The sequence below is a fragment of the Mycobacterium sp. NPDC050551 genome (assembly GCF_040674075.1).
Taxonomy (GTDB): Bacteria; Actinomycetota; Actinomycetes; order Mycobacteriales; family Mycobacteriaceae; genus Mycobacterium.
This window is the reverse complement of sequence record NZ_JBFARC010000007.1, coordinates 103,385-128,488: the sequence shown is the minus strand read 5'-3', so window position 1 is coordinate 128,488 and position 25,104 is coordinate 103,385. Positions and strand designations below refer to the sequence as shown.

The 25,104-nt window shown below is 70.6% G+C and carries 29 protein-coding genes; 12 read left to right on the top strand and 17 right to left on the bottom strand.

What is annotated here, in order from left to right; genetic code table 11:
* Nucleotides 1–7: 7 nt before the first annotated feature.
* The 3 genes from AB0K11_RS25010 to AB0K11_RS25000 are packed head-to-tail and all read right to left on the bottom strand — an operon-like array spanning nucleotide 8 to nucleotide 2,121.
* Nucleotides 8–529, bottom strand: coding sequence for an NUDIX domain-containing protein (locus AB0K11_RS25010; protein WP_364983520.1), 522 nt, complete (start codon nucleotides 527–529; stop codon nucleotides 8–10).
* Nucleotides 530–562: 33 nt separating this feature from the next.
* Nucleotides 563–754, bottom strand: a complete 192-nt coding sequence (locus AB0K11_RS25005; RefSeq protein ID WP_264014502.1) for a hypothetical protein — start codon at nucleotides 752–754, stop codon at nucleotides 563–565.
* Nucleotides 755–786: 32 nt separating this feature from the next.
* Nucleotides 787–2,121: an NAD(P)/FAD-dependent oxidoreductase gene (locus AB0K11_RS25000; protein ID WP_364983516.1), complete on the bottom strand. Its 1,335-nt coding sequence runs from the start codon at nucleotides 2,119–2,121 to the stop codon at nucleotides 787–789.
* A 51-nt stretch (nucleotides 2,122–2,172) separates the two neighbouring features.
* Here AB0K11_RS25000 and AB0K11_RS24995 point away from each other — a divergent pair, with 51 nt between their 5' ends.
* Nucleotides 2,173–2,976, top strand: coding sequence for a hypothetical protein (locus tag AB0K11_RS24995; protein ID WP_364983513.1), 804 nt, complete (start codon nucleotides 2,173–2,175; stop codon nucleotides 2,974–2,976).
* Between the two features lie 4 nt (nucleotides 2,977–2,980).
* Here AB0K11_RS24995 and AB0K11_RS24990 read toward each other — a convergent pair whose 3' ends face one another.
* Nucleotides 2,981–3,538, bottom strand: coding sequence for a type 1 glutamine amidotransferase domain-containing protein (locus AB0K11_RS24990; protein ID WP_364983510.1), 558 nt, complete (start codon nucleotides 3,536–3,538; stop codon nucleotides 2,981–2,983).
* A gap of 99 nt (nucleotides 3,539–3,637) precedes the next feature.
* Here AB0K11_RS24990 and AB0K11_RS24985 point away from each other — a divergent pair, with 99 nt between their 5' ends.
* Nucleotides 3,638–4,417 carry an SGNH/GDSL hydrolase family protein gene (locus AB0K11_RS24985; protein ID WP_364983507.1) on the top strand — a complete coding sequence of 260 codons (780 nt, stop codon included), beginning with the start codon at nucleotides 3,638–3,640 and terminating at the stop codon, nucleotides 4,415–4,417.
* Between the two features lie 8 nt (nucleotides 4,418–4,425).
* On the opposite strand, the gene AB0K11_RS24980 is transcribed toward AB0K11_RS24985, so the two are convergent.
* Nucleotides 4,426–4,803, bottom strand: a complete 378-nt coding sequence (locus tag AB0K11_RS24980) for a DUF732 domain-containing protein (protein WP_364983504.1) — start codon at nucleotides 4,801–4,803, stop codon at nucleotides 4,426–4,428.
* Nucleotides 4,804–4,868: 65 nt separating this feature from the next.
* Between AB0K11_RS24980 and AB0K11_RS24975 the strand changes: the two genes are divergently transcribed.
* On the top strand, nucleotides 4,869–5,732 hold the full coding sequence (locus AB0K11_RS24975; protein WP_364984150.1) for a cyclopropane mycolic acid synthase family methyltransferase: 864 nt from the start codon (nucleotides 4,869–4,871) through the stop codon (nucleotides 5,730–5,732).
* Between the two features lie 7 nt (nucleotides 5,733–5,739).
* Here the strand turns inward: AB0K11_RS24975 and AB0K11_RS24970 are convergent, their stop codons facing one another.
* From AB0K11_RS24970 to AB0K11_RS24960, 3 genes are all read right to left on the bottom strand, one after another.
* On the bottom strand, nucleotides 5,740–6,303 hold the full coding sequence (locus tag AB0K11_RS24970; protein WP_364983501.1) for a hypothetical protein: 564 nt from the start codon (nucleotides 6,301–6,303) through the stop codon (nucleotides 5,740–5,742).
* A 68-nt stretch (nucleotides 6,304–6,371) separates the two neighbouring features.
* A complete protein-coding gene (locus AB0K11_RS24965; RefSeq protein WP_264014510.1) occupies nucleotides 6,372–6,560 on the bottom strand; it encodes a hypothetical protein in 189 nt (62 codons plus the stop codon).
* 28 nt (nucleotides 6,561–6,588) lie between these two features.
* A complete protein-coding gene (locus AB0K11_RS24960; RefSeq protein ID WP_364983498.1) occupies nucleotides 6,589–7,392 on the bottom strand; it encodes a nuclear transport factor 2 family protein in 804 nt (267 codons plus the stop codon).
* 90 nt (nucleotides 7,393–7,482) lie between these two features.
* Between AB0K11_RS24960 and AB0K11_RS24955 the strand changes: the two genes are divergently transcribed.
* The 3 genes from AB0K11_RS24955 to AB0K11_RS24945 all read left to right on the top strand — a co-directional run bounded on the left by AB0K11_RS24955 (nucleotide 7,483) and on the right by AB0K11_RS24945 (nucleotide 10,114).
* On the top strand, nucleotides 7,483–7,872 hold the full coding sequence (locus AB0K11_RS24955; RefSeq protein ID WP_364983495.1) for a hypothetical protein: 390 nt from the start codon (nucleotides 7,483–7,485) through the stop codon (nucleotides 7,870–7,872).
* An 88-nt stretch (nucleotides 7,873–7,960) separates the two neighbouring features.
* Nucleotides 7,961–8,386 (top strand): hypothetical protein, encoded by a 426-nt coding sequence (locus tag AB0K11_RS24950; RefSeq protein ID WP_364983492.1) that lies wholly within the window; start codon nucleotides 7,961–7,963, stop codon nucleotides 8,384–8,386.
* Nucleotides 8,387–8,428: 42 nt separating this feature from the next.
* Complete coding sequence (locus tag AB0K11_RS24945; RefSeq protein ID WP_364983489.1) at nucleotides 8,429–10,114, top strand: acyl-CoA synthetase; 1,686 nt, start codon at nucleotides 8,429–8,431, stop codon at nucleotides 10,112–10,114.
* Between the two features lie 12 nt (nucleotides 10,115–10,126).
* On the opposite strand, the gene AB0K11_RS24940 is transcribed toward AB0K11_RS24945, so the two are convergent.
* Entirely contained in the window at nucleotides 10,127–11,104 is a 978-nt protein-coding gene (locus AB0K11_RS24940; RefSeq protein ID WP_364983486.1) for an alpha/beta hydrolase family protein, read from the bottom strand.
* Between the two features lie 312 nt (nucleotides 11,105–11,416).
* Between AB0K11_RS24940 and AB0K11_RS24935 the strand changes: the two genes are divergently transcribed.
* Genes AB0K11_RS24935 through AB0K11_RS24920 form a run of 4 tightly spaced genes read left to right on the top strand, consistent with a single transcriptional unit; the run spans nucleotide 11,417 to nucleotide 16,844 of the window.
* A complete protein-coding gene (locus AB0K11_RS24935; protein WP_364983483.1) occupies nucleotides 11,417–13,282 on the top strand; it encodes an ATP-binding protein in 1,866 nt (621 codons plus the stop codon).
* A 57-nt stretch (nucleotides 13,283–13,339) separates the two neighbouring features.
* Nucleotides 13,340–14,140 carry an alpha/beta hydrolase gene (locus tag AB0K11_RS24930; protein ID WP_364983480.1) on the top strand — a complete coding sequence of 267 codons (801 nt, stop codon included), beginning with the start codon at nucleotides 13,340–13,342 and terminating at the stop codon, nucleotides 14,138–14,140.
* Nucleotides 14,137–15,315 (top strand): SpoIIE family protein phosphatase, encoded by a 1,179-nt coding sequence (locus AB0K11_RS24925; protein ID WP_364983477.1) that lies wholly within the window; start codon nucleotides 14,137–14,139, stop codon nucleotides 15,313–15,315. Before AB0K11_RS24930 ends, AB0K11_RS24925 begins: the two co-directional genes overlap by 4 nt.
* Nucleotides 15,312–16,844, top strand: a complete 1,533-nt coding sequence (locus AB0K11_RS24920; RefSeq protein ID WP_364983474.1) for an AMP-binding protein — start codon at nucleotides 15,312–15,314, stop codon at nucleotides 16,842–16,844. The genes AB0K11_RS24925 and AB0K11_RS24920 overlap by 4 nt, the downstream gene beginning before the upstream one ends.
* Here AB0K11_RS24920 and AB0K11_RS24915 read toward each other — a convergent pair.
* The 5 genes from AB0K11_RS24915 to AB0K11_RS24895 are packed head-to-tail and all read right to left on the bottom strand — an operon-like array spanning nucleotide 16,814 to nucleotide 20,338.
* Nucleotides 16,814–17,614 (bottom strand): glutaminyl-peptide cyclotransferase, encoded by an 801-nt coding sequence (locus AB0K11_RS24915; protein WP_364983471.1) that lies wholly within the window; start codon nucleotides 17,612–17,614, stop codon nucleotides 16,814–16,816. The genes AB0K11_RS24920 and AB0K11_RS24915 overlap by 31 nt on opposite strands.
* A 32-nt stretch (nucleotides 17,615–17,646) precedes the next feature.
* Nucleotides 17,647–18,099, bottom strand: coding sequence for a nuclear transport factor 2 family protein (locus tag AB0K11_RS24910; protein WP_364983468.1), 453 nt, complete (start codon nucleotides 18,097–18,099; stop codon nucleotides 17,647–17,649).
* A gap of 6 nt (nucleotides 18,100–18,105) precedes the next feature.
* Nucleotides 18,106–18,333, bottom strand: coding sequence for a hypothetical protein (locus AB0K11_RS24905; protein ID WP_264014519.1), 228 nt, complete (start codon nucleotides 18,331–18,333; stop codon nucleotides 18,106–18,108).
* A gap of 60 nt (nucleotides 18,334–18,393) precedes the next feature.
* On the bottom strand, nucleotides 18,394–19,737 hold the full coding sequence (locus AB0K11_RS24900; protein WP_364983464.1) for an APC family permease: 1,344 nt from the start codon (nucleotides 19,735–19,737) through the stop codon (nucleotides 18,394–18,396).
* A gap of 43 nt (nucleotides 19,738–19,780) precedes the next feature.
* Entirely contained in the window at nucleotides 19,781–20,338 is a 558-nt protein-coding gene (locus tag AB0K11_RS24895; RefSeq protein WP_364983461.1) for a class I SAM-dependent methyltransferase, read from the bottom strand.
* A gap of 103 nt (nucleotides 20,339–20,441) precedes the next feature.
* Between AB0K11_RS24895 and AB0K11_RS24890 the strand changes: the two genes are divergently transcribed.
* Nucleotides 20,442–21,287: an alpha/beta fold hydrolase gene (locus AB0K11_RS24890; RefSeq protein ID WP_364984147.1), complete on the top strand. Its 846-nt coding sequence runs from the start codon at nucleotides 20,442–20,444 to the stop codon at nucleotides 21,285–21,287.
* 3 nt (nucleotides 21,288–21,290) lie between these two features.
* Here AB0K11_RS24890 and AB0K11_RS24885 read toward each other — a convergent pair whose 3' ends face one another.
* Nucleotides 21,291–21,521 (bottom strand): hypothetical protein, encoded by a 231-nt coding sequence (locus AB0K11_RS24885; RefSeq protein WP_364983458.1) that lies wholly within the window; start codon nucleotides 21,519–21,521, stop codon nucleotides 21,291–21,293.
* Between the two features lie 280 nt (nucleotides 21,522–21,801).
* Between AB0K11_RS24885 and AB0K11_RS24880 the strand changes: the two genes are divergently transcribed.
* Complete coding sequence (locus tag AB0K11_RS24880) at nucleotides 21,802–22,200, top strand: nuclear transport factor 2 family protein (protein WP_364983455.1); 399 nt, start codon at nucleotides 21,802–21,804, stop codon at nucleotides 22,198–22,200.
* A gap of 18 nt (nucleotides 22,201–22,218) precedes the next feature.
* On the opposite strand, the gene AB0K11_RS24875 is transcribed toward AB0K11_RS24880, so the two are convergent.
* Together AB0K11_RS24875 and AB0K11_RS24870 are read right to left on the bottom strand one after the other, a co-directional pair.
* Nucleotides 22,219–22,635 carry a DUF4267 domain-containing protein gene (locus tag AB0K11_RS24875; protein WP_364983452.1) on the bottom strand — a complete coding sequence of 139 codons (417 nt, stop codon included), beginning with the start codon at nucleotides 22,633–22,635 and terminating at the stop codon, nucleotides 22,219–22,221.
* A 47-nt stretch (nucleotides 22,636–22,682) separates the two neighbouring features.
* Nucleotides 22,683–25,052: a Tex family protein gene (locus AB0K11_RS24870; protein WP_364983449.1), complete on the bottom strand. Its 2,370-nt coding sequence runs from the start codon at nucleotides 25,050–25,052 to the stop codon at nucleotides 22,683–22,685.
* Between the last annotated feature and the right edge of the window lie 52 nt (nucleotides 25,053–25,104).

Here is a 25,104-nt window from a genome sequence, read left to right as displayed (position 1 = left end):
CTGACCATCAACGCCATCGAGACCCGTCCGGCCCGGGTGGTGCGTCCGCACCCTCCGCGCAGCCGGCCAGATCGGGCTGACGCATCAGGCGGTCCAGCAGCGGCAGCTGGCCCTTCAGCAGCTTCTCCCGGGCCGCCGCCACGGGAAACCAGGCCACCCGGTCGATCTCCGGGAACTCCCTGAGTGTGCCCGACCCCTTCGGCCACTCGATCGTGAACGAGTTGCTCACGCAGCCGTCGAGGTCGAGGTCGCCGCGCACCGCGAAGACGGTCACCACCTTGCCGCCGGGCTGCTTGACCGGGTCGAAGCGGGTCGGCACACCGGCGGGCGGCTCCTTGCCGAGCTCCTCGCCGAACTCCCGCCGGGCGGCGGTCCACGGATCCTCGCCGTCTACGTACTCACCCTTGGGCACCGACCAGGCGCCGTCGTCCCTGCGCGCCCAGAACGGTCCGCCGGGGTGACCGAGCAGCACCTCGACGACCCCGCCGGTGACACGGTAGAGCAGCAGGCCCGCACTGAGTTTCGGCACCGCGCCACCCTACTCACGACACGCGCGCCGCGGTCAGTAGGAGCGGTCGCCCTCGCTGTCGTCGATGAAGTCCCACCGGCCGTCGTCCACCTGGACCTCCATCCGCCAGCCCAGCTCGTTCCCCTCGACCTGGTCGACGAACCAGGCGTGCGCATCGTCGGCACTCTCGATGTCCTTGGTCTCGACGACATCGCCCTTGGGATTCAGCACGCGGTAGGTAGCCATGGTGGTTCTGTTCCCCGTCGGCGGGTTTTGAATCAGTCCGCCTTCGGCATCGGGATGCCCTCGCTGGCCGAGAACTGCGCGTCGTCGGCCGACGACAGCCCGATGGACACCACCGACCGGGCGAAGAACACGTCGGTGAGGTAGGCCAGCGACACCGCCCAGCGGTTCACCAACCGCGGGATCGCGTACAGGTGATAGGCGCGGGTGACCACCTTCGCCGGGAAGCCGGACAGCCGCACGTTGAGCGGGTTGGCCACCGCGTAACGCGGCCCGAGGTCGACGACGAGGCCCATGTTGCGGTGCTTGTACTGCTTGGCGGTGCCGACGCCGAGGCTGGCGGCCACGTTGCGGCCCAGCACCTTGCCCTGCCGGGTGGCGTGCTGCGCGGTGGGCGGGGTGATCTTGCCGGGCTGTGTCAGATCGGGCACCGCCGCGGCGTCGCCGCCGGCGAACACGTCGGGGTGGCCCGGCACCTGCAGGTCGGCCTGCACCTTCAGCCTGCCCTTCTCGGTCGGCAGGCCGAGGTGCTCGATCAGAGGCGCCCCGGTCACACCGGTGACCCACGCGACAGTGTGCGTGTCGATGCGCGAATCATCGGTCAGCACAACGTGATCGGCGTGCACCTCCTTGAGTGAGATGCCCAGCCGCACGTCGATGCCCCGTCCCCGCAGCACCCGCATCGCGGCGGCGCCGAGCTTCTCCCCCACCTCGGGCATCACCTGCTCGGCGAGGTCGAGCAGCACGAATCGGACCGACCGGGGATCGAAACCCATCGAGTCGGCGGCGGCGTCGGCGAGCGCCCGCAGCTGGACCGCGAGCTCGGTGCCCGAGTACGAGGCGCCGACCACGACGACGGTGCGTCGCGCTGCGGCCTTGGCCGGGTCGTCGTCGTTGCCTGCCAGCTCGAGTTGTTCGAGCACGTGGTCGCGCAGGTAGAGCGCCTCGGCGGTGGACTTGAGCCCGCGGGCGTGCTCGGCGAGGCCGGGCACGTCGAACAGCTTGGTCACCGAACCCGGGGTCAGCACCAGGCGGTCGTAGGACATGCTGCGCGAACGCTGCTCGGGATCGGTGAAGGTGACCGTGCGGCCGTCGAAGTCGACGCTGTCGACGCGCCCGCGCACCGCCTTCACCCCGCGCAGGGCGTTGGCGAGGGGAATCGTGACGAAGCGGGCGTCGACCAGTCCGCCGGCGACATCCGGCAGCAGCGGGGTGTAGAGCATGTAGTCGACCGGGGAGATGATCGTGATGTCGACCGACGTTGCGCCCGGTTCATCGCTCGAGGCGTGATGCTTGCGCAGGATCTTGGTCAGCTGGCGGGCGCATTCGAATCCGGTGAATCCGCTGCCCACGATTACGACGGACGTCATCGCGACCATTTTACGGTGCGGCCCCGTGCCGGGCGGTGCCATGCTGGAGCCGTGACGGGTCCACGGTCGGAACAGCGCGCGAGAACGCTGGATCGGTTGGGCTGGCTCTTGTCGACGGCCGCGGTCGCACCGGTCGCCGGCGGCGCGGCGGCGGCGTACCGGACGCTGTTCATGACGCTGCGGCGGATGGTCGTCGGCAGGCGGATGGCGGTGCGGCTGGATGCCGGTGATCTGACGCTGACCGTGACCGAGTTCGACTCCCGCCTCGACATGCGGGCGCTGTCGGTCGGCCAGATCGGCAAGGTGCGCCTGGCCGCCCGCGACATCACTTGGGAGGGAAGCCGATTCAGTGCCGCCGCCGCGGTGTTCCACAACGTCGCGCTGCGGCCGTCGGCGCCGCCGGTGCTGACGGCCGAGCCGGTCGAGCTCACGCTCGACGTGCCCGAGGCAGCACTCGACGACCTGCTGCGCTGGGCCGCGCCGAGGCTGTCGGGCACTGTCGGGGCCGACAGCGTGGCCCGGCTGCAGTTGATCCGCAGACCAGGACTGGGCTGTGTGGAGGTCGACGCCCAGCTCGAGGGCTCCACGCTGTCGCTGCGACCGCGCGGTGTGACCCTGCGGCGCAGGCGGTGGGCGCTGCCCGGTAGGACGCCGGGGTACCGGGTGCAGCTTCCGGAGCTGCCCCACGGGCTGCAGCTCACGGGTGTGAGCTTCGCGCCGGGGGTGGTGCGGCTGTCGGGCACCGTGCCCGAATGGCGGATGGCGATGCCGCGCACCCGTCTGGAGTATCTCCTCGGCCAGCTGAGCGCCGTCGGACGGCCGCTCAACCTGACCCGCATCGTCAAGCTGCGGTAGCGGCTCACGTGTGGGCGGGCGTGTTGGCGAACCGGTCGACGATGGCCTGGCAGAAAGCGGGGAGATCGTCGGGTGAGCGGCTGGTGATGATGTTGCCGTCGATGCACACCTGCTGGTCGACGACGGTGGCGCCGGCGTTGCGCAGGTCGGTGCGGATGCTCGGGTAGGACGTGAGCGTGCGTCCGGCGACGACGCCCGCCTCAACCAGCGTCCACGGTCCATGGCAGATCGCGGCGACGGGTTTCCCCGAATTGACGAACTCGCGAACGAAGTTCACCGCAGCCTCGTCCTTGCGCAGCTTGTCCGGGTTGACGGTGCCGCCGGGCAGTACCAGGCCGTCGAACTCCTCGACGCGCGCATCGGCGACCGCCCGCTGCGCGGTGAGCGTGCCCGCCGGCTCCAGGTCGTGGTTGCGGGCGTCGACGTCGCCGGCCTGCAGGGAGAGCAGTTCGGTCTGCCCGCCCGCGTCGTGCACGGCGTCACGGGGTCGCTCGAACTCGACCATCTCGACGCCGTCGGCGGCCAGGATCGCGATCTTCCTGCCCTCGAGTTCGTTCGGCATGGTGTTCCTCCTCTGCTGTCGCGGCTGTTCCCGCCCGGGCTACCCGGGCATCCGGCGCCTCAACCCGCCGGGGGCACACCGTCGCTAGAGTCTCGGTTCGTGTCCGGATACACCCGCTATGTCGCGCTCGGCGACAGTCAGACAGAAGGACTGTGGGACGGCGACGACGCCGGCGGTCTGACCGGTTTCGCGGATCGACTGGCGATCATGCTCGACTCGCAGCGACCCGGACTCGAGTACGCCAACCTGGCCGTCCGGGGCAGGCGGATCGCCGACGTGAAGGACCACCAGCTGCCGCGGGCGCTCGCGATGCGACCCGACCTCGTCACCCTCTGTATCGGCATGAACGACGTGATCAGGCCCGGCACCGCGTTCGACCGCGCGCTCGGCGACCTCGAGGACGTGTACCTCGCGCTGGCCCGTTCCGGTGCCACGGTGGTCACCACCACCTTTCCCGACATCGCACAGATCCTGCCGGTCGGCCGTGTGCTGGCCGGACGCGTCCGCCGGATCAACTCCGTCATCCGCGAGTCGAGCACACGGCACGGCTTCCGCCTCGTCGACCTGTTCGGCGCGCCGTCGATGCGCGAACCTGACACGTGGAGCATCGACCGGGTGCACGGTTCCACGAAGGGGCACCGGTTGTTCGCGGCCGCGGCGGCCGAGGCGCTCGGCCTGCCGGGCAGCAGCCACGACTGGGCGCACAACGGTGCGGGCGGGACGTGGCCGTCGTGGCGCACCCGGCTGACCTCGCAGGCCCTGTGGACCCGCAACATGCTGATGCCCTATCTGTGGTGGCATCTGCGTGGGCGGGCGGTCGGCGACGACCGCGACGCCCGGCGGCCGGAACTCCGGCGGGTGCAGCCCGCCCCGGCGTGAGGCCCGGCCTAGAAGCCCAGGAGTCCGAGCGGCAGCTGAGGGATCTCGCCGTTGCCGAGGCGGCTCACCATCGCCGGGCAGAACATCGAGATCGCCAGGCCGGTGAACATGGTGGCCGCGCCGAGCGGCATGCCGGCGGTGTCGGCCACCTTGGCGGTGGCATCGGCGGCGCCCTGGCCGGGATCGGCCAGCATCGGACACACCTGCTGGCCGAGTGCCACCGTGTCCGCCGGGTTTCCGGTCGCCAGGCCGGCGTCGGCCAGCGAGCGAAGGAAGGCGTCGTCAGCGGGTTCCGCCTGCGCGGGCGCGGCGAGGACGGTCGACGTCACAACCACCGCGGCGGCCAGGCTCAGGGTCCGAAGGCCCGGTCGTTGTCTGCGCTGCACCGGAGGAATCGTACGCTGTCGGGATGCCGGACATCACCTCATTGCCACCTCAGGATCGCGACGCCGTGACAGACGGCCTGACCCCGCACTTCGAGGATGTCCAGGCGCACTACGACCTGTCCGACGACTTCTTCCGGCTGTTCCTCGATCCGACCCGGACCTACAGCTGCGCCTACTTCGAGCGTGACGACATGACGCTCGAGGAGGGGCAGTACGCGAAGATCGATCTCGCGCTCGGCAAGCTCGGCCTGGAGCCCGGCATGACGCTGCTCGACGTCGGCTGCGGGTGGGGCTCGACGATGCTGCGTGCGATCGAGAAGTACGACGTCAACGTGATCGGCCTGACGCTCTCGGAGAATCAGAAGGCGCACGTCGAGACGCTGTTCGCAGCGTTGGACAGCCCGCGTCGCCGGGAGGTCCGCCTGCAGGGCTGGGAGGAGTTCGACCAGCCGGTCGACCGCATCGTGTCGATCGGCGCGTTCGAGCACTTCGGCTTCGACCGTTACGACGACTACTTCGCGATGGCGTACGACGCGCTGCCCGACGACGGCGTGATGCTCCTGCACACCATCACCGGGTTGCACCCCAAGGAGATGGCCGAGCGCGGCATGCCGCTGTCGTTCCAGTTCGCCCGGTTCGTCAAGTTCATCGTCACCGAGATCTTCCCCGGCGGGCGGCTGCCGTCGATCTCGATGGTAGAGGAGCACGGGACGCGGGCGGGGTTCACGGTGTCGAGGGTGCAGTCGCTGCAACCGCACTACGCCCGCACCCTGGACCTGTGGGCCGCCGCATTGCAGGCCCGCCGCGACGACGCGATCGCGATCCAGTCCGAAGAGGTCTACGACCGCTACATGAAGTACCTGACCGGTTGTGCGGACATGTTCCGCGTCGGCTACATCGACGTCAACCAGTTCACGATGGAGAAGTGACGCCGGGTCAGATGCCCGTCCAGCTCTCGTCGATCATCTCGGCGACGTTGATCACCTGGGCCTGCTGAGACGCCGGACTGTCGATCTCCCCGGCCACGTGGGCCGCGATGAACCGTTTGACCTCCTCGTCGATCCCGCCGACGATGCGGACCACCTCTGCGCGCAGCGTCTTCGAGGTGACGTGGATGGTGATGTCCGACGGCCGAGGCTTCTTGACGTCGAGGATGAGCAGCAGCGGTTCGGCTGCCAGCGCCGAGGCGCGCAACGCGATCTCGCCGTAGACCACGAACCGCGGCTTGTCGATGCGCAGGTCGACCACCATGTCGATCTCCAGCGGGATCTTGATGGCGAACGTGATCATCTCGCCGACGTGCCGTGTCACCTTCGGTTCCTGAACCTGCACCTTTGCGGTGACCTTGGCGATCTTGCCAGGCCCCTGCGCGATCGGACCGATCTCGAAGGCGTCGCCGGCGATCTGGCCGATCGCGCCGCCGACTCGCTCGTCGGTGACCGCGAACTCGTAGAACTTCCGGCCGAATTCCTCGTAGGTCATGTACTCGTGGGCAGCCATGATGTTGCTACGTTCTCACGTCCGCTGCCCCGAGTGAACGCGGCGTGGCCGAACCGCAACCTGAGGGCTCAGCTGTCGCCCTGTTGGCTGCGGGCTTCGGCGCCGCTCACCTCGTCGTCGAGCGCATCGTCGTTGAAGGTCCGGCCCACGTAGGAGCCGTCGCCCTCGTCGCCCTCTTTGCCGGCGCGGGATCCCGCGACCTTGTTGTCGTCGTCGACGTCGGTCTCGCTCTTGTCTTCGTCCTTGGGGCTGGTCACCTAGACGGTCTACCCAGTGCGCCGCCGGCTAACCGCCGGCCTCGTCGTCGGCGAAGTACTGCAGCCCGGTCACCGTGTACCGGGGCGCGGCGAGGCTCGCGATCAGCACGCCGTGCCTGCCGTCGCGCCCGATCGAGGCGACCGCGTGGCGGCCCGCGACGACGAGCTTGTCGGACGCGGCGCCCGCCAGCAGGCTCGACAGTGCGGCCCGCGGGATCGACCCTCGTGCGCCGTCGCGGATCGGCGCCGAACCCGGCAACCGGCGGCGCACGGCGATCTCGTCGCCGGCGTGCGCGTCGGCGAGGAACCGGGCGAAGCTGCGCTTCCCCCGCGCGCCCACGCCGCGGAAACCGGTCAGGAAGCCGACGGTTCCCCGCGCGCCCTGGTTGCGCACCAGGGCACTCGACAGCCGCAGCCCGGCCGGTACGGCGCCCGGGCCCGCGCGCAGGAACTGACCGACCATCGCCGGCAGCTCCCAGTACGCCTGCAGCCGGGTGATCCGCAGGTCCACCGCGTCGAGGTCGTACCGCAGGTAGGCGGGGATCAGCATGGTCACCGACGGGCTCATCACGACCTCGAGGGTGACGTCGCGGATGACGGTGGTGCCCGCGACGATGTCGCGGCGCGGGTGCGCGGTGATTTGCCGTGGCGCGATGAAGGTCTTGTAGAAGCGATCCAACTGGTCGCGGCCGCGATGCGGGCGGGAGCCCACGGGATCCTCGACCAGGGCGGTCGCGGCGAACAGGTCGAGCCAGCCGGCGCGGTCGTGGGCGGCCGCTTTGTGCAGGGACAGTCGCGCCGCAGCGAGCGTGTCGGCATGCGAGAAGGGCATAGGGCGGTTTACCACCCGCCCGGTCCGGAGCGGCGGGCAGACTGGGTGGGTACCGTGGATGTCCAGGCAGCTGCCAGGAGGAGGACGGCGATGAGCAATAACGGTCCCTTCGGATTCGACCCCGACGATCTCGACCGCGTCGCTCGGGAGGCGCTCGAGGGCGTCAGCAGGTTCTTCACCACCTCGGGCGAACGCGCCGGATGGGGTGCCCTGGTCGACGAGCTCGGCCGGTTCTCCCGGCCGCGCACCGAACCGGAGACCACCGGTGAGGCAGGCGACGGGGTCTGGGCCATCTTCACCGTCGATGACGGCGGCGGCGCCCGCATCGAGCAGGTGTACCCGACCGAACTCGACGCGTTGCGGGCCAACAAGAACAACACCGACCCGGCCCGGCGGGTGCGGTTCCTGCCCTACGGCATCGCGGTCAGCGTCCTGGACGCCAATGCCGAAGAGCGCCCCGAGGAGCGAGCCCCGGAGTAACGGGGAAATGTGTCGGCGGCGCCGCGGCAGCCGTTAGGCTTTGCGGCGCGGGGGCGATGGACGAGCGCTGGTCAGAGTGAGGGTGGACATGTTTCGCAGACTTCTCGTGAGCGCGGCGGCGGCCGGCGCGGTGATCGCTCTGGCGCCGGGTGCCGCGGCCGACCCCGGTACGGACTATCCCGACGACCCGGGTCGCTACTCGACCGACGTGCCCGGCATGAGTTACGACGCCCGCCTCAGCGCGCCGTGCTTCAACTGGGAGCGCAACGTGTTCGGGCGTGGTCGCGGCGGTGAGCCGCTGCAGTGCAAGTACATCCCGAATCAGACCCAGCCTCCGGGCAGCGGCGGGTACTGGACCAGTTCGTATGCGCTGTACGGCGTTCAGCAGGTCGGCGCGCCGTGCCCCAGCCCGCAGTCCGCGGCGCAGTCGCCCGACGGCAAGCCGATGCTGTGCCTCGGCGCGCGGGGCTGGCAGCCCGGAGTGAAGACGGGCGCGGGTTTCTTCCCGATGTGATCGCCCGACCATACAGATGATGTCGCGATGTATGGTCCTCCCATGACCAGCGGCGCCGTCGCCTTCGACCTGTCCACCGTCTTCGCGACCGTCGCGCGGGCGATCCCGGAGCAGACCCTCCTGGTCTGGCGCGACCGGCGGCTCAGTTACGGCGAGGTCGAGTCCCGGGCGACCGGGGTGGCGAATCATCTCGCCGGCCGCGGCCTCGGCTGCCATGTCGAACGCCCCGACCTCCGCGGGCACGAGTCCGGACAGGACCATCTCGGCATCTACCTGCGCAACGGCAACGAGTACATCGAGACCATGGTCGGGGCCTACCGCGCGCGGGTCGCGCCGTTCAACGTCAACTACCGCTACGTCGGCGAAGAACTGGTCTACCTGCTGACCGATGCCCGCGCCACGGCGCTCGTCTACGCCGCCGAGTTCGCCCCGCAGGTCGCGGCGATTCGCGACCAGCTGCCGCATCTCGAGGTGCTCATCCAGGTGGCCGACGGTTCCGGCAACGACCTGTTGCCCGGTGCCGTCGACTACGAATCGGTCACGGCGACGCCCGCTCCCGCGGGCGGACTGCCCACACCCTCGGGTGACGACCTCTACGTGCTGTACACCGGCGGCACCACCGGCATGCCGAAGGGCGTGCTGTGGCGCCAGCACGACATCTTCATGTCGTCGATGGGCGGCCGCCCCTTCGGCAGCGACACCTTCCTCGCCTCCTACGCCGAACTCGCCGACCGCGCCACCGCATCGGCCGGGGTGATGTCGATGCTGATGATCCCGCCGTTCATGCACGGCGCCGCGCAGTGGGCCACCTTCACCGGCGTGACGATGGGCGGAAAGATCGTCATCCCCGACCACGTCGACCGACTGCGGCCCGAGGACGCGTTGCGGGTGGCCGAACGTGAACGTGTGCTGAGCATCCCGATGGTCGGCGACGCCGTCGCCCGCCCCCTCGTGGAGGAGATCGAGCGGGGCGACTACGACCTCTCGGGCCTGGTCACCATGACCAACGGTGGTGCGCCCCTGTCCCCCACGGTGCGCGATCGCATCCTGGCCGCCGTGCCGCACGTCATGGTGATGGACGCGGTGGGGTCATCGGAGTCCGGCGCACAGATGAGCGCCTACACCGCATCGGGCGCCGCGGCTGCACCGCAGGCGAAGGCCGCTGTGTTCGACCCGCAGGCCGACACCGCCGTGGTGTCCGCCGACCTGACCCGGGTGCTCGGCCCGGGTGAGGGCCAGGGCTGGCTCGCCCGGCGGGACCTCATCCCGCTGGGCTACCTGGGCGACGAAGCCAAGACCGCCAAGACGTTCCCCACGATCGACGGCGTGCGTTGGTCGGTGCCCGGTGACCGGGCCAACGTCCTCGACGACGGCCGGATCGAGCTCCTCGGCCGCGACTCGGTCACCATCAACTCCGGCGGCGAGAAGATCTTCGTCGAGGAGGTCGAGCGGGCCATCGCCGCGCACCCCGCCGTGTATGACGTCGTGGTGGTGGGGCGGCCCTCAGAACGCTGGGGCAGCGAGGTCGTCGCCGTCGTCCAGTTCGCCGACGGCAACTCGGCCACCGACGACGAACTCGCCGATGTGTGCGCGAAAGCCATTGCCCGGTACAAGATCCCGAAGTCGTTCATCAGGACGGAGAAGGTCGTGCGGTCCCCTGCAGGCAAGGCCGACTACCGGTGGGCCAAGGCGCTGGCGACAGACTCGGTGGCGGGCGGCACCTCCTGAGGCAGCCGCGTCTCACGTCGCCGGCGCGGCGCCCAGCACCCGCTGCAGATCGGGTTTCATCATCTGCAGCTGCTGGCCCCAGTAGGCCCAGCTGTGGGTGCCGTCGGGAAAATCGAACACACCGTTGCGGCCGCCCGCCGCGACGTAGCGGTCGCGGAAAGCGAGGTTCGACTTGATCGCGAAGCCTTCGAGGAACCCCAGCCCTGCGACCGGCGCCGTCGACCCGGCGGCGTCCACGCCCGTCGGTGTGCCGTTGCCGCAGTAGATCCACACGCGGGTGTTGTTGGCGACGAGCCGGTCGGCGCTGACCGTGGGATCGTTGCGGGCCCACGCCGGGTCGCCCGGCGGTCCCCACATCGCGTCGGGGTTGAATCCGCCGTTCCACATCATCGCGATGCGGACCTGGCCCGCCCATTCGGGCGCGGACAGGTTGAGGAAACCCGACAGCGAACCGGCGTAGACGAACACCTCCGGGTGGTAGGCGGCGAGTACGAGCGCCGCCGACCCGCCCATCGACAGCCCGACCGCCGCGTTGCCGCTCGGCGCGACATCGCGGTTGGCCGCCAGCCACGCCGGCAGCTCCCGGGTCAGGAACGTCTCCCACTTGTAGGTGTGGGTGCCGCTGTTGCCGACAGCGGGCTGATACCAGTCGCTGTAGAAGCTGGACTTCCCGCCGACCGGCAGCACCATCGACAGCCCCGAGCCGTGGTACCAGTCGAACACCGCCGTGTTGATGTCCCACCCGTTGCGGTCGTCTCCGGCCTCCATGCTGTCGAGGAGGTAGACGGCGTGCGAACCCGAACCGCCGCTGAGGAATTCGACGCGGACCGACCTGCCCATCGCCGCGGACGGCACGTCGAGTTGCTCGACGGGCAGGTCCGGGCTGGAGTAGGCCTCGGCGGTGACCGTTCCCGCGGTGCCCGCGATCAGCACGGGAAGGACCGCGGCGGCGGTCAGCCGTCGTAACCATCGCATGTCAATGAACGTCATCGCTGACCCCCACCTTCGTCCGGTCCTGGCTGGGGCGGACGATACGCGCGAGGCCGGATGAGCGGCCGGTTTTCGACATTCCGCGCGCGGCCAGTGACAGCGCCCGGACGACGCTGTGGCGCGCCAGGTCCACCTGAATGCATTCTCCCCCAGCGGTTGTGCACTGTCTGTCCTGAATTCCGCTGCGGCGGGATACTTTTCGATCGTCCGGACCGTACCTACCCTCCGGATGCTCCCGTCGACGATGTCTTGTCCAGCGGCGAACGGCACCGGAGGTGAGCCGCCGCTCCGGGGGCGAACTACCATCAGCCGGTGGCCGCACAGACAGGGCGATGGCAATCGCTGCACACCCGGCTGCTGCGGCTGGTGGTGCGCCCGACGGCGCCGCCGCTGTGGGTCGGGGTGCTGGTGGCGGTGGGTCTCATCGTCGCCGAGGCGCTGCTGGTGCTGCAGCTCAAGCGGGTGGCCCCGGAGAACGCGTTCGGCGCGGTCTTCCTGCTCGGCGTGCTCGTGGTGTCGGCCGCCTGGGGACTCGGCCTCGCGGTGGCCACCTCGGTGGTGAGCGCGGCGGTCTACATGTACTTCCACCTGGAGGGCACCGACAGTGTGGCTCCGGCGCTGTTCGTCTTCCTGCCGTTGGCGCTGCTGGCGAATCTGCTCGCCGGGCAGGCGAGACTGCGGGCCGCCGAGGCCGAGCAGCGCCGCGTCGAGGCCGACCTCTCCGCCGAACTGGCCCGTTCGACGCTGCGGGCGAGCGACCTGCGCGACGCGCTCGACCGCGCGGGCCGGCGGGTGGCCGAGGTGCTGGGCCTGCCCGGAGCGCACCTCGACCTCGACACCCTGGCCGGCGGCGACGACCAGATCGCGATCGCGCTGGAGGACGACGGCGAGCCGGTCGGCACGCTGCTCGTCCCGGCCGGCCTGCCCAAGGCGGCGCAGCAGCGGGTGCTCCGGATGATCCCCGCGCTGGAGGGCCTGCTGGCCGCCACCCGCGACCGCTGGGCGATCAACGAGGCGCTGGCGGCCAGCCACGCCGAAGTGAGCGCGCTGGCCGCTCAGCAGGCGGCGCTGCGCCGGGTGGCGACGCTGGTGGCGCGTGGCGCCGATCCGGCCGATGTCTATCCGGCAGCGGTGGCCGAACTCGCGGCGGGTCTGCAGGTCCAGCACGTCACGCTGGTGCGGTACGAGGCCGACGACCACTGCGTGGTGCTGGCCACCCAGGACAGCAGGCACACCGCGAAACTGACTGCCGGTGAACGCTTCTCACTGGACGGTGACAGCTTGAGCAGCCAGATCCGCCGGACCGCCGAACCCGACCGCATCGACGACTACGCCCAGACGCACGGCCCGATCGCCGAGCGGATGCGTGCCCTGGGGCTGCGTTCCGGAGTCGGCGCTCCCGTCATCGTCGACGGGCAGGTCCGCGGCGCGCTGCTGGTCGGCTCGAGCCGGCCGCAGCCGATGCCGGCCGAGTGCGAGGCGCGGGTCAGCGATTTCGCCGACCTGGTGGCCACCGCGATCCACAACGCCGAGAACAGGGCGGAGCTCAGGGCGTCCCGGGCGCGCATCATCACCGCCGCCGATCAGGCCCGCCGTGGGATCGAACGCGACCTCCACGACGGCGCCCAGCAGCGGATCGTGGCCCTCGGAATGGACCTGCGCGCAGTGGAGGCCGCGGTGCCCGCCGACCGGCCCGACATCCGTGATCAGCTCAGCCGGGCGGTCACCGGGCTCACCGATCTGCACCGGGACCTCCAGGAGCTCTCCCGGGGCATCCACCCGGCGATCCTGTCGCGGGGCGGTCTCGGCCCGGCGGTGAAGTCCCTGGCGCGGCGCTCGCCGGTGCCGGTCGCCCTGGACGTGGACCTCGATCCGGCGGCAGACCGTGCACTCCCGGAGCAGGTGAAGGTCGCCGCCTACTACGTCGTCGCGGAGTCGCTGACCAACGCCGCCAAACACGCGCACGCCGAGGAGGTCAGCGTCCGGCTGCGTGCCGGGGAGGACGGGCTGAGCCTTTCGGTCACCGACGACGGGGTCGGCGGCGCCAGCACCGGCGGCGGATCGGGGCTGATCGGGCTCAGCGACCGGGTGGCGGCCGTGTCCGGACGGTTGCAGATCAGCAGCCCGCCGGGCGCGGGCACGACCCTGGTCGCGACGATCCCGCTGGACGCCGGCTGAGTGGCAACGGCCGGGTTCCGCCGTGAACGCAGCACCGCGGATGCAAAAATGACGTCGATGGATGTGCGCGCGAGGAACAACGTGCGGGTCGTCGGGAATGCCGACGGACCACCGGTGGTGCTGGCGCACGGGTTCGGCTGCGACCAGAACATGTGGTGGCGGGTCACCGACCTGCTGTCGGCGGAGTTCCAGGTGGTGCTGTTCGACCACGTCGGCTGCGGCGCCTCGGACGCCTCGGCGTGGGATCGGCAACGCTACGGTTCGCTGCAGGCCTACGCCGAGGACATCCTCGAGGTCCTCGACGCACTGGATCTGCGTGACGCGGTCTTCGTCGGCCATTCGGTCGCCGCGATGATGGGGGTACTGGCGGTGGGCGCCGATCCGGGCCGGGTCGCCAAGCTGGTGCTGCTCACCCCCTCACCGCGTTACATCGACGACGACGGCTACCGGGGTGGCTTCGCCCGCAGCGACATCGATGAACTGCTCGAGTCGCTGGAGGACAACTACCTCGGCTGGTCGTACGCGATCGCGCCGACGATCGTCGGCCGGCCGGACCGCCCCGACCTGTCCGACGAGCTGGCCGACAGCTTCTGCCGCACCGATCCGTCGGTCGCGCAGGTGTTCGCCCGCACCACCTTTCTGTCCGACAACCGCTCCGACCTGTCGCGGGTGAGCGTGCCGACGCTGGTGATCGAGTGCGCACAGGACGCGCTCGCACCGCGCGAGGTCGGCGCGTACGTGACGGCCCACATCGCGGGCAGCGAGTTGGTGACCCTCGACACCACCGGCCACTGCCCACAACTGAGCGCGCCGGACATCACCGCCGAGGCGATCGCCGCTTTCGCCCGGGCGACGTGACGTCCCCCGAACCCGCTGCGGCGCAGCCGGACTGGAGCATCAAGGACCTGTACGACAACGCTCCCTGCGGAATCCTGCTCGCCCGGGCGGACCGGCGGATCATCGCGGTCAACGCCACCCTGGCCCACTGGCTCGGCCACTCGCCCGACGGCCTGGTCGGTGTCCCGTTCACCGACCTGTTCACCGCGGGCGGACGGATCCACTTCGAGACGCACTTCGCTCCCCTGCTGCATGCGGCCGGTCATCTCGCCGGGGTCACCCTCGACCTGGTGGCCGCCGACGGCACCCGGCTGCCCATGCTCGTCACCGCCAACGCCGAGATCGGCGCCGACGGCGGTCTTGGCCTGTTGCGCATCGCCGTTCAGGACGCCCACGACCGGCGGAGTTACGAACGCGAACTGCTGGCCGAACGCAGGCGTGCCGAGCAGGAGCGTGTGCGGGCACAGCAGCTGGCGCGGACGCTGCAGCGCTCGTTGCTGCCGCCTGCGTTGATGCCACCGCCGGGATTGGCCGCCGCCGCGTACTACCATCCGGCGTCCGAGGAGGTGAGCGGAGACTTCTATGACCTGTTCCCGCTCAGTCGGGACCGGTGGGCCTTCTTCCTCGGCGATGTCTGCGGCAAGGGCGCCGAAGCGGCGAGCGTCACCTCCCTGACCCGCTACACCCTGCGGGCGGCGGCAGTGATCGACGGCGACCCGGTGGCGGTGCTGCAGAATCTCGACGCCGTCCTGAAACAGGAACGCGAAGGCGGCACGACCCCGTTCTGCACGGTGCTCTTCGGCGTGCTGGAACGCCGCGGCGACGGCTTCGACGTCGACCTCGCCGGCGGTGGTCATCCGCCTGCGGTGCTGATCTCCGCCGACGGTGCGGTGCACGAGGCGGTGTCGGTCGGCGGGATGCCCGCAGGCATCACGGTGAGCGCCCGCTTCGCCTCGACGCGAATGCGTCTGGGCCCCGGGGACACCCTCGTGCTGTACACCGACGGACTGTCCGAGGCCCGCACCGGCGCGGGCGTCGAACGCTACAACGACGACGGAGCCCTGCTGCGGTTCGCCGCCGCGCACGCCCCGACCACCCCCGCCGACTTCATCGCCGCGGTCCGGGAATTGTTGGAGCAGTTCGGTTCCGGGGTGGAGGACGACGCCGCGGTGCTGGCGCTGGGCGTTCCGAGATGACCGCGCGACTGTTGCATCACCTGATCGCGGACACGGCGGAGGTGTCGCCCGAGCGGCCCGCGGTGCTCGCCGAGGACGCGTCGGCCACCTTCGCCGAGTTGGACCGGCAGGTCGCCGCGGTGGCCGGCTGGGTCGCCGACCGGACCGCACCGGGTGACCGCGTCGCGGTGATCGCCGACAACGGCCTGGCCTATGCCCAGCTGTACTACGGCGTCCCTCGCGGCGGTCGGGTGCTCGCCCTGGTCAACCAGCGGCTGTCGGCGCACGAGCAGATCGCCCAACTCGCCACGGCCGCACCGGTGGTGCTCGTCGCGGACCGTGGTCATCTCGCGGCGCTCGGCGACGTCGCCGGTCGGGTGCCATCGATCCGCCACGTCGTCGAACTGGATTCCGCGCAGTGGCGGCAGATCACCGCCGGGGGCGCCGCGGGACCGAGCCCGGCGCGGCCCGACGACCCCGCGTGGCTGCTGTTCACCAGCGGGTCGACCGGGACCCCCAAGGGAGTCCTGCACACCCACCGCTCGGTGCTGGCCGCCGTGCGCGGCACCATCGCGGGGCGGGCGGTGACCCGGGGGGTGTACCTCCTGCCGTTCCCGATGTGCCACATCGCCGGTTACAACATGCTGGTCCATCACGGCGCCGGGTCCAGTGTGGTGCTGCTGGCGAAGTTCTCGCCGACGGCGTTCGCCGACGCCGTGCAGACCCACGGGGTGACGTCCTGCTCGCTGGCGCCGACGATGCTTCACGGCCTGCTCGACCACCTGGACCGCACCGGGACGACGCTGCCGACGCTGCGGTCGGTCGCCTACGGATCGGCCGCGATCCCCGCCGACCTGCTGCGCCGCGCCATCGCCGTGCTGCGGGTGGACTTCCACCAGGGTTACGGGATGACCGAGACGGCGGGCAACGTCACGTTCCTCGGACCCGACGAACACCGCGCCGGTGTGGCCGCGCCGTCGACGCTGGCCACCGCGGGCCGTCCGCACCGCGACGTCGAGGTCGCGATCGTCGACGACGACGGCCGCCCCGTGCCTGCCGGCGGAACCGGTGAGATCGTGGTGCGCGGCGCGCAGGTCACCCCCGGCTACTGGCCGGACGCCACACCGGCCACCGTGGACGGGTGGCTGCGCACCGGCGACATCGGCCGCATCGACGACGCCGGCCGGCTGACGGTGGTCGACCGCCGCAAGGACGTGATCGTCACCGGCGGCGAGAACGTGTCCTCGCGGGAGGTGGAGGACGTGTTGTCCACCCATCCCGACGTCGCCGCCGTCGCGGTGGTGGGCGTTCCGGACGCCTACTGGGGTGAGGCGATCTGCGCGGTGGTGGTGCCACGCGCCGGCAGCCTGCCGGTTGCCGACGAGCTGATCGCCCACGTCCGGGCGCGGCTGGCGCCGTTCAAACGGCCGCGGCACGTCGTGCTGGTCGACGAGCTGCCGCTGACCTCGAATGGCAAGGTCGCCAAAACCGTTCTGCGACAGAACCTCTGCGCGGCCGGTCAGCCGACGGGGTCGAACCGCACCCGGTAGCCGGTGGGCCAGTTCTTCCCGGTCAGCAGGAACTCGCCGCCGCCGAGGTGGGCGATGCCGTTGAGCACCTGCACGGCCGGCTCGCCGTCGCGCAGGACGGAGCCGTCGGCGCTCGCGGCGACGGTCGCCGACGCCAGGTCGATGCGGACGATCTCGTCGGTGGGCCAGACGTTCGCCCAGACCTGACCGTCGACACATTCCAGCTCGTTGAGCCCGGTGGCGGGCTCGCCGCCGGGCCGGGTGATCTGCACCGAGCCGGTCTCGGTGAAATCCCGCGGATCGATGAAGCGCAACCGGTCGCTGCCGTCGCTGAGCACGAGCCGGTCGCCGTCGCGGCACAGGCCCCATCCCTCGCCTGCGAGCGGCACTTCCCGGCGCGGCGTCAGCGTGGCGCGATCCCACTCGATCGCCACTCCGTCGCGGTAGGTGACCTGCCAGATGCGGTCACCGACCACCGTGATGCCCTCCCCGAAGTACCCTCCGGGCAGCGGCGCGGCGCGGCGTACGGCCCCGGTGCCGGGATCGAGTTCGCGCAGTTCGGACCGTCCCGACAGGCCGGTGCTCTCGTAGAGCGCAGGCCCGCCTGCGGCCGGGGCGATCTCGAGGCCTTCGGTGTAGGCCGAGGTGTCGTGCTGGACCTCGCTCGACACCGTGATGCCGAGGTCGGTCGGTTCCGGGACCGCGTGTGCGTCGGCGCAACCGGCGGCCGACGCGACCACGGCCGCGCAGAGCGAGGCGAGGAGGTGGCGTGGTGTGGGCATCACCGCCATGATGCCCGATCCGGGGGGCGTTCGACACCCGGTCAGGAGACCGAGGACGGCGGCGCCATCGTCGAGTGGGGTGCCCGCCAGTCGGTGGACACGAACCGGCTCCGGATGAGCCAGTCACCGTCGCACGGTGCCAGCGTGTCGCGGTAGCGTCCGCAGTGATCGAGCCCGATCTCGGTGATGACGGTGAAATAGGATGACACGAGCGCGCTTTCGGGTGTCAGCTCGACGAATCGGGTGTTCGAGAGGTTGTGCCGGACGATACGTCGGACGTCGGGCGGCAATTCGGGGTGCGCCGTGGTGACGCCGCCGAGGAAGGCGGCGATCTCGCCGCGACCGGACATCGTCGCGACGCCCCGCACCTCGAGGGTGCCGTGCGGACAGAAGGTGCGGGTCAGCTCGTCGATCCGGCCGGCGTCACCGGCCCAGTGGTAGCGAGCAAGGGTGTCGCGAATTCGTTCGCGCGCCAAGAGCTCCCAGGCATCCACTACAGATCAGACAGCCATCACCACTTCGTAGGACACGGCGTAGCGGCAGACGCCCTGCTGCGGCCGGAACAAGCACCCGCCGTTCTGCGACCACGCCACGATGCGGCGCAGCTTCTTGTGGGAGGGCAGGCGTTTGGTGATCGTGTCGGCGAGTGCGGCACGAAGTTGTTCGTAGTGGCGGGATTCCAGGTCGCGTGAGACCAGAACGTCCCAGGCGGTTTCCTCTACGGGCATCGTCTCAGTGTGGGGTTCCGGCGGTGAGGTCCGGGCATTTGACCGCCGTGTCGGCTGTTGTTATCGAACTGTGTCCTGGTCATTCGCCGCTCGACGCGCACTCCATGCCGCCAGCAGGTGCAGGACGGCGCCGACGGCGAGCAGGATTGCGGCATACAGCCACACCTGCGCGCTCTGCTGCGTCAAGAGCAGCAGGCACGACGCCACACCGAGCACGGGCACCGCGGTCCATACCCGGAAGTGGTTGTGTTCCACAGTGTCCCGGCGCAACACCAGAACCGAGACGTTCGTGGAGATGAAGACGAAGAGCAGCAGCAGCACCACGGTCTCGGCCAGCGTCTGCAGCTCGCCGATCAGCGTGAGCAGCATGGCCACCAGCGTGGTCGCCACGATCGCGGCCCACGGCGTGCGCCGGTTCGGGAGCACCTTGGCCAGCGCACCGGGCAACAGACCTTCCTGCGCCATGCCGTAGGTCAGCCTGCTGGCCATGATCATCGTGAGCAGTGCGCCGTTCGCGACCGCGACGAGCGCGATGGCGCTGAACAGCCAGTCCGGAACACCCACGCCGGTGGCGGACACCACCGCGAGCAGCGGGCCCGACGACTGCGCCAACTCGCTGTCCGGCAGTGCGATGGCACTCGCGACACCGACGAGGGCGTAGACGACGCCCGCGGCCACCAGTGCGCCGAACAACGCCCGCGGATACACCCGGCTCGGGTCGCGGATCTCCTCGACGACGTTGGCCGACGTCTCGAAACCGACGAACGAGTAGTAGGCGATGATGGCGCCGCCGAGGATGGCCAGCGCCGGATTGGCGCCCTCGGGGAACTGACCGACGCGTGACACGTCGCCACCGCCGCGGCCGAGCATGACGGCCACCGCCACGACGACGATCACCAGACCGCTCACCTCGATGCACGTCATCACGACGTTGCTCTTCAGTGATTCGCTGATCCCTCGCGCATTGAGGCAGGCGATCAGCACGAGGAACACCAGGGCGGCGGGTACCGCGGGCACCGGTACGAATGTCGTCAGGTAGTCGCCGGAGAAGGCCAGCGCCAGACCCGCGGCACTCGTCACCCCCGCCGCGAGCATGCTGAACCCCACCAGGAACGACACCAAGGGCTGTTTGAACGCCCGTTCCGCGAACACCGCCGCGCCGCCCGCCTTCGGGTACTTCGTCACCAGCTCGGCGTAGGAACCGGCGGTCAGCAGGGCGAGCAGCAGCGCCAGCACCAGCGGCGCCCACAGCACCCCGCCGACTTCGCCGGACAGCTTGCCCATCAGGGCGTAGATCCCGGCGCCGAGCACGTCGCCGAGGATGAACATGAACAGAAGCGGCCCGGTGATCCGGCGTTTGAGCGCAGGCGGCTGGTCGGTCTGCTGCGGTGCTTCGGCTGTCATCGGTGCTCCCCCTCGCGGCGTATGGCCGTGGGGGGTATTGCCCTCAGAGCGGCGAAGTATGCCTGCCCAGCAGCCACGCGTGCCCGTCGGCTTCGCCGGCGGCGACGATCTCGAGCTCGCCGAACGCGTCGGTCAGCTCGCCGGGAGCCGCGCGGAACGGTCCCGGCGACGCACCGACCTCGCTGAGCGCGGTGACGGCCAGCAGGCCACCGGCCGCCAGCCGGGCGAGGATCGGTCGGTCGAGGCGGCGGTCGCGGAAGTTGTGGCAGACGATGACGTCAGCGGGCGGCCCGGGCGGCAGCCCGTCGTCGAGATCGGCGACGTCGAAGCGGGTGCGGTGCTCGACGCCGCATCGCAGTGCCAGGTCTCGGGCCTGGGTGATCGCCACCGCCGAGACGTCGAGGCCCAGGACGTCCATTCCGCGGTGGGCCAGCCACACCGCGATCCGGCCCTGCCCGCAAGCCAGGTCGAGGGCCCGTCCGGTGTCGGGGAAGGCCGATTCGTGTGCCGTGAACTCGTCGGGTGGGGCCACCGCGTCGACGGGTGCCGGTACCCGGGCGGCGTAGCGCTCGTCCCAGCGGAGCCGGTCGCGTGCGGTCACCCCGGCCAACCTACCGAGCGGGGGCTGTCGCAACTTATTACCGGCCGGTAAGGTTGGGTGGCGCCGCGACCGACCGAGGAGGTCCAAGGTGGAGCTCGAGTTCATGGAACTGCACGGCGAGCGGGTCGCCTACCGCGACGCCGGCGAAGGCGAGACCCTGCTGCTGATCCACGGGATGGCGGGCAGCTCGCAGACCTGGCGCGAGGTGATGCCCCGGCTGTCGCGTCACTACCGGGTCATCGCGCCCGACATGCTCGGCCACGGACAGAGCGGCAAGCCCCGCACCGACTACTCCCTCGGCGCGTTCGCGGTCTGGCTGCGCGATTTCCTCGACGAACTGGGCGTGCAGAGCGTCACCATCGTCGGGCACTCGCTGGGTGGCGGGATCGCCATGCAGTTCCTCTATCAGCATCCCGAGTACTGCAACCGGTTGGTGCTGATCAGCAGTGGCGGCCTCGGGCAGGACGTCGGCTGGATCCTGCGGCTGTTGTCCGCCCCGGGCGCCGAGCTGGTGATGCCCGTGATCGCACCGTCGCCGGTGCTGGCCGCGGGGAACAAGGTGCGGTCCTGGCTGAGCTCGGCCGGGCTGCGGTCACCGCGCGGCGCCGAGATCTGGAACGCCTACTCATCCTTCGCCGACCGCCAGACCAGGGACGCCTTCCTCAAGACGCTGCGCTCGGTGGTCGACTACCGCGGACAGGCAGTGAGCGCCTTGAGCCGGCTGCAGTTGCGCACCGAACTGCCGTCGCTGGCCATCTGGGGTGAGCGCGACGAGATCATTCCCGTGCAGCACGCGCACGACGCACAGGCCGTGCGGCCGGGCAACCGCCTCGAGGTGCTGCCCGACGTCGGGCACTTCGCGCACGTGGAGGCGCCTAATCAGGTCATCGACCTGATCGAGGACTTCATCGCCACGACCACTCCGGCGTTGCCGACCGCAGGCCGCTGAGTCCTACCAGCGGTTGACCTGGCCGGGATTGACGGGCCAGTGTCCCGGCGGGCCATGGAACGGCCACGGCCCGTCCTTGAGATGACCCGGCGGCGGCAGACACCCGGGGCCCGGCGGGTCGACCCAGGGCACGGGGCAGCCGGGGGGGTCCGCTCCTGCGGCGACCGGATTCGCCACTGCTCCGGCGGTGAACAGCCCGGCCAGCATGGCGCCGGCGGCGATTTTCTTGATCATGAGACATCCTCCTCGGGCACACGCCCACTGAGTAGGAACCCGATGTCGGTGATTACCCATTCCCGTGCGTTGCCACGCCGGTACGGCAGCGCAGATAAGTCCTCTTACAACTGCCGATTCCCCATCCGGCCCGGACCCCGGGCTGATACTCGGGGTGGCGGCGAGTGGTCTGACTGATCCGAGAGCCCGACGTTGCGACTCCCTAGACCGGCCACGGCCAATTGCGGCTCAGACCGGCCGCGCCAGGTGCGGCCGGCGTTCGCAGGAAGGGAGTCGGGAGATGTCGGAAGAGACCGAACGCAACATCGAGGTGATCAAGAGGGGCTACGAGGCCTTCGCGGCCGGTGACGTCGACACGGTGATGAGCCTGTTCGACGACGATCTCGAGTGGATCCAGCCAGGCAACAGCGCGGTCAGCGGGACCTACCACGGAAAGGCCGAACTCGGGCAACTGCTCGGACGGATGGCGGAGAAGCAGACCACGGTGAAGGTGAACCGCCTGCTCGGTGACGGGGACACGGTGGTCGCGCTCACCGATGTCACCTCCGACGGTCAGCTGAGCCACGATGCGGACGTGTTCACGATGCGCGACGGGAAGACGGTGCGGGCCGAGATCTATGCCGACACCGCGATGATGGAGCGCGTCTACGGCACAAAGGAGGTGTCGACGACCGGGTGACCGCCCGCGGGGGCCGCGCTAGCCCCGGGCACCCGTGCCGGTGGTAGAAGCCGGCCGGCTGCTCGCGGGGACTCGACGCGCGGCCCCCCACAGCCCCACCCCGATGCCGACGACCGCACCGCCGAGCCCGATGATCTGCTGGCCCCGCTTGAGGTCGTCGTGCACACTCATGCCGCCGAGCAGGTCGGCGGCGTCGGCACCGCCGGAGGCGAGGAACCAGCCCCGGGTGTCGCGGCCTCGCAGGCCTGCGGCGAGGAGGAGCCCGCCGATCAGGGCGTCGCGATACCCCATGGAGCGCAACAGGAGTCGCGCCGAGGGGCCCGGATCGTCGGGTTCTCCCCAGAGCCGGTTGGCGCGCAGCGGGTCGGCGAGGAAAGACACGCCGGACGCCAGCCGGATGCTGCCGGCGACGACTGCGGCTCGGTCCATGGTCATGTCGGGCAGCCTAGGACCATCGACCCGCCGCGGTGCTCAGAATGCGGTCACCCGCCGAAGCCCGCGTCGCGCAGCGCCTGCGCCATCGAGCCGGCGGGCCGGGCCGGTTCCCGGCGACCGGAATCCTTGCCGCGGCTCGGGTTCCGGCGCTCCTGACCACTCCGGCTGCCGGCGTCACGGCGCGGCGCCGGGGTGTTCGCGCGGGGGCCGCGCCCACCCCGTCCCTGCTCTGGCGCGTCCTTCAGCCGCATCGTCAGTGCGATGCGCTGGCGGTCGAGATCGACGTCGGTCACCTTCACCCGCACCACCTGCCCCGACCGGACCACCTCGTGCGGGTCGGACACGAAGCGGTCGGCCAGCGCGGACACGTGCACCAGGCCGTCCTGATGCACGCCCACGTCGACGAAGGCGCCGAACGCCGCGACGTTGGTCACCACACCTTCGAGCACCATGCCGGGCTTCAGGTCGGCCACCTTCTCCACACCTGCGGCGAAGGTGGCGGTGGTGAAGGCGGGCCGGGGATCGCGGCCCGGCTTCTCCAGCTCGGCGAGGATGTCGGTGACCGTGGGCACGCCGAACCGGTCGTCGGCGAAATCGGCGGGTGAGAGCGAGCGCAGGGTGCGTGCGTCGCCGATCAGCTCGGCGAGCGTGACCTTGGAGCGGTCCAGGATCCTGCGCACCACCGGATAGGACTCGGGGTGCACACCCGAGGCGTCGAGCGGGTCGTCGCCGCCGGTGATCCGCAGGAAGCCCGCGCACTGCTCGAACGCCTTGGGCCCCAGCCGCGGCACGTCGAGCAGGGCCTTGCGGTGCGGGAACGGACCGGTCTTCTCGCGGTGGGTGACGATGGCCTCGGCGAGTGACTCGGTGACTCCGGAGACCCGAGCGAGCAGCGGCACCGACGCCGTGTTCAGGTCGACGCCGACCGCGTTCACCGCGTCCTCGACCACGGCGTCGAGGCTGCGGGCGAGCGTGCCGGGCGTGATGTCGTGCTGGTACTGCCCCACCCCGATGGACTTCGGTTCGATCTTGACCAGCTCGGCCAGCGGATCCTGCAGCCGCCGCGCGATCGACACCGCGCCGCGCAGCGTCACGTCGAGGGCAGGCAGTTCGCGCGCGGCGTACGCCGAGGCCGAGTACACCGACGCACCGGCCTCGCTGACCATCGCCTTGATCGGCGCATCGGCACCCGACGCGCGGATGTCGGCGATGAGTTCGGTTGCCAGGGCATCGGTTTCGCGGGACGCGGTGCCGTTGCCGACCGCGATCAGGGTCACCTTGTGGCGTGCGACCAGCGCGGCCAGGGTGGCCTTGGCGGTGTCCCACTGCTTCTGCGGCTGGTGCGGATAGATCGCACAGGTGTCGAGCACCTTGCCGGTGCCGTCCACCACCGCGACTTTCACACCGGTGCGGAAACCGGGGTCGAGGCCGAGCGTGGTGCGTGCTCCGGCAGGCGCGGTGAGCAGCAGGTCCTTGAGGTTGCGCGCGAAGACCGCGGCCGCGTCCTCCTCGGCGCGCTGCCGCAGTCTGATGCGGGCGTCCACCGAGGCGGAGAACATCAGCCGGGTGCGCCAGGCCGCCTTCACGGTGGTGGCCAGCCACGGTGTCGCGGGGGCCGCCGCGGTCATGTCGACTCCGAGCGTGCGGGCGATCATCGCCTGGTAGGCGTCGTCCTCGCCGCCGTCGAAGGTCAGCGACAGCGCTTCCTCCTTCTCCCCCCGCAGCACGGCGAGCACCCGGTGCGAGGGCATCTTCTCCAGCGGTTCGGCGAAGTCGAAGTAGTCGCGGAACTTTTGTGCCGCCGGCGTTTTCGCCGCCTCGTCCGACCACGGCCGGGTGCGCAGTGAACCGTCGGCCCAGAACTTGGCGCGAATCGCGCCGACCAGTTCGGCGTCCTCGGCGGCGCGTTCGACGAGGATGTGCCGGGCGCCGTCGAGGGCGGCCGCCGCGTCGGGCACCCCGTCGCCCAGGTGGTCGGCGGCCAGTGTCTCCGGCAGCTGCCCGGGGTCGGCCAGCAGCCGGTCGGCCAGCGGTTCGAGTCCTGCTTCGCGGGCGATCTGCGCCTTGGTGCGTCGCTTGGGTTTGTAGGGCAGGTAGATGTCCTCGACCCGCGCCTTGGTGTCCGCCGCCAGCAGTGCCGCCCGCAGGTCGTCGTTCAGCTTGCCCTGCTCCTCGATGGACGCGAGCACGGCGGCGCGCCGCTGGTCGAGCTCACGCAGGTAGCCGAGCCGCTCCTCGAGCGTCCGCAGCTGGGTGTCGTCGAGGCTGCCGGTGACCTCCTTGCGGTACCGGGCGATGAACGGGACGGTCGCGCCCTCGTCGAGCAGGCGGACGGCGGCCGCCACCTGGGCTTCCCGCACGGCGAGTTCCTCAGCGAGACGGGCAATTACCGATTCGACGGCGGGGCTCGAAGTCACGCCGAGACCCTACCGAACCCCGCCGACATGTCGCGGCGGGCGGCCGGGGCGT

Coding starts and splice junctions, on each gene's coding strand:
- AB0K11_RS25005 (WP_264014502.1), bottom strand. CDS start 754: ATGGCTACCTACCGCGTGCTGAATCCCAAGGGCGATGTCGTCGAGACC.
- AB0K11_RS25000 (WP_364983516.1), bottom strand. CDS start 2,121: ATGACGTCCGTCGTAATCGTGGGCAGCGGATTCACCGGATTCGAATGC.
- AB0K11_RS24990 (WP_364983510.1), bottom strand. CDS start 3,538: ATGCCGAACGAACTCGAGGGCAGGAAGATCGCGATCCTGGCCGCCGAC.
- AB0K11_RS24970 (WP_364983501.1), bottom strand. CDS start 6,303: ATGGCTGCCCACGAGTACATGACCTACGAGGAATTCGGCCGGAAGTTC.
- AB0K11_RS24960 (WP_364983498.1), bottom strand. CDS start 7,392: ATGCCCTTCTCGCATGCCGACACGCTCGCTGCGGCGCGACTGTCCCTG.
- AB0K11_RS24955 (WP_364983495.1), top strand. CDS start 7,483: ATGAGCAATAACGGTCCCTTCGGATTCGACCCCGACGATCTCGACCGC.
- AB0K11_RS24950 (WP_364983492.1), top strand. CDS start 7,961: ATGTTTCGCAGACTTCTCGTGAGCGCGGCGGCGGCCGGCGCGGTGATC.
- AB0K11_RS24945 (WP_364983489.1), top strand. CDS start 8,429: ATGACCAGCGGCGCCGTCGCCTTCGACCTGTCCACCGTCTTCGCGACC.
- AB0K11_RS24940 (WP_364983486.1), bottom strand. CDS start 11,104: ATGACGTTCATTGACATGCGATGGTTACGACGGCTGACCGCCGCCGCG.
- AB0K11_RS24930 (WP_364983480.1), top strand. CDS start 13,340: ATGGATGTGCGCGCGAGGAACAACGTGCGGGTCGTCGGGAATGCCGAC.
- AB0K11_RS24920 (WP_364983474.1), top strand. CDS start 15,312: ATGACCGCGCGACTGTTGCATCACCTGATCGCGGACACGGCGGAGGTG.
- AB0K11_RS24915 (WP_364983471.1), bottom strand. CDS start 17,614: ATGGCGGTGATGCCCACACCACGCCACCTCCTCGCCTCGCTCTGCGCG.
- AB0K11_RS24905 (WP_264014519.1), bottom strand. CDS start 18,333: ATGCCCGTAGAGGAAACCGCCTGGGACGTTCTGGTCTCACGCGACCTG.
- AB0K11_RS24900 (WP_364983464.1), bottom strand. CDS start 19,737: ATGACAGCCGAAGCACCGCAGCAGACCGACCAGCCGCCTGCGCTCAAA.
- AB0K11_RS24890 (WP_364984147.1), top strand. CDS start 20,442: ATGGAACTGCACGGCGAGCGGGTCGCCTACCGCGACGCCGGCGAAGGC.
- AB0K11_RS24885 (WP_364983458.1), bottom strand. CDS start 21,521: ATGATCAAGAAAATCGCCGCCGGCGCCATGCTGGCCGGGCTGTTCACC.
- AB0K11_RS24880 (WP_364983455.1), top strand. CDS start 21,802: ATGTCGGAAGAGACCGAACGCAACATCGAGGTGATCAAGAGGGGCTAC.
- AB0K11_RS24875 (WP_364983452.1), bottom strand. CDS start 22,635: ATGACCATGGACCGAGCCGCAGTCGTCGCCGGCAGCATCCGGCTGGCG.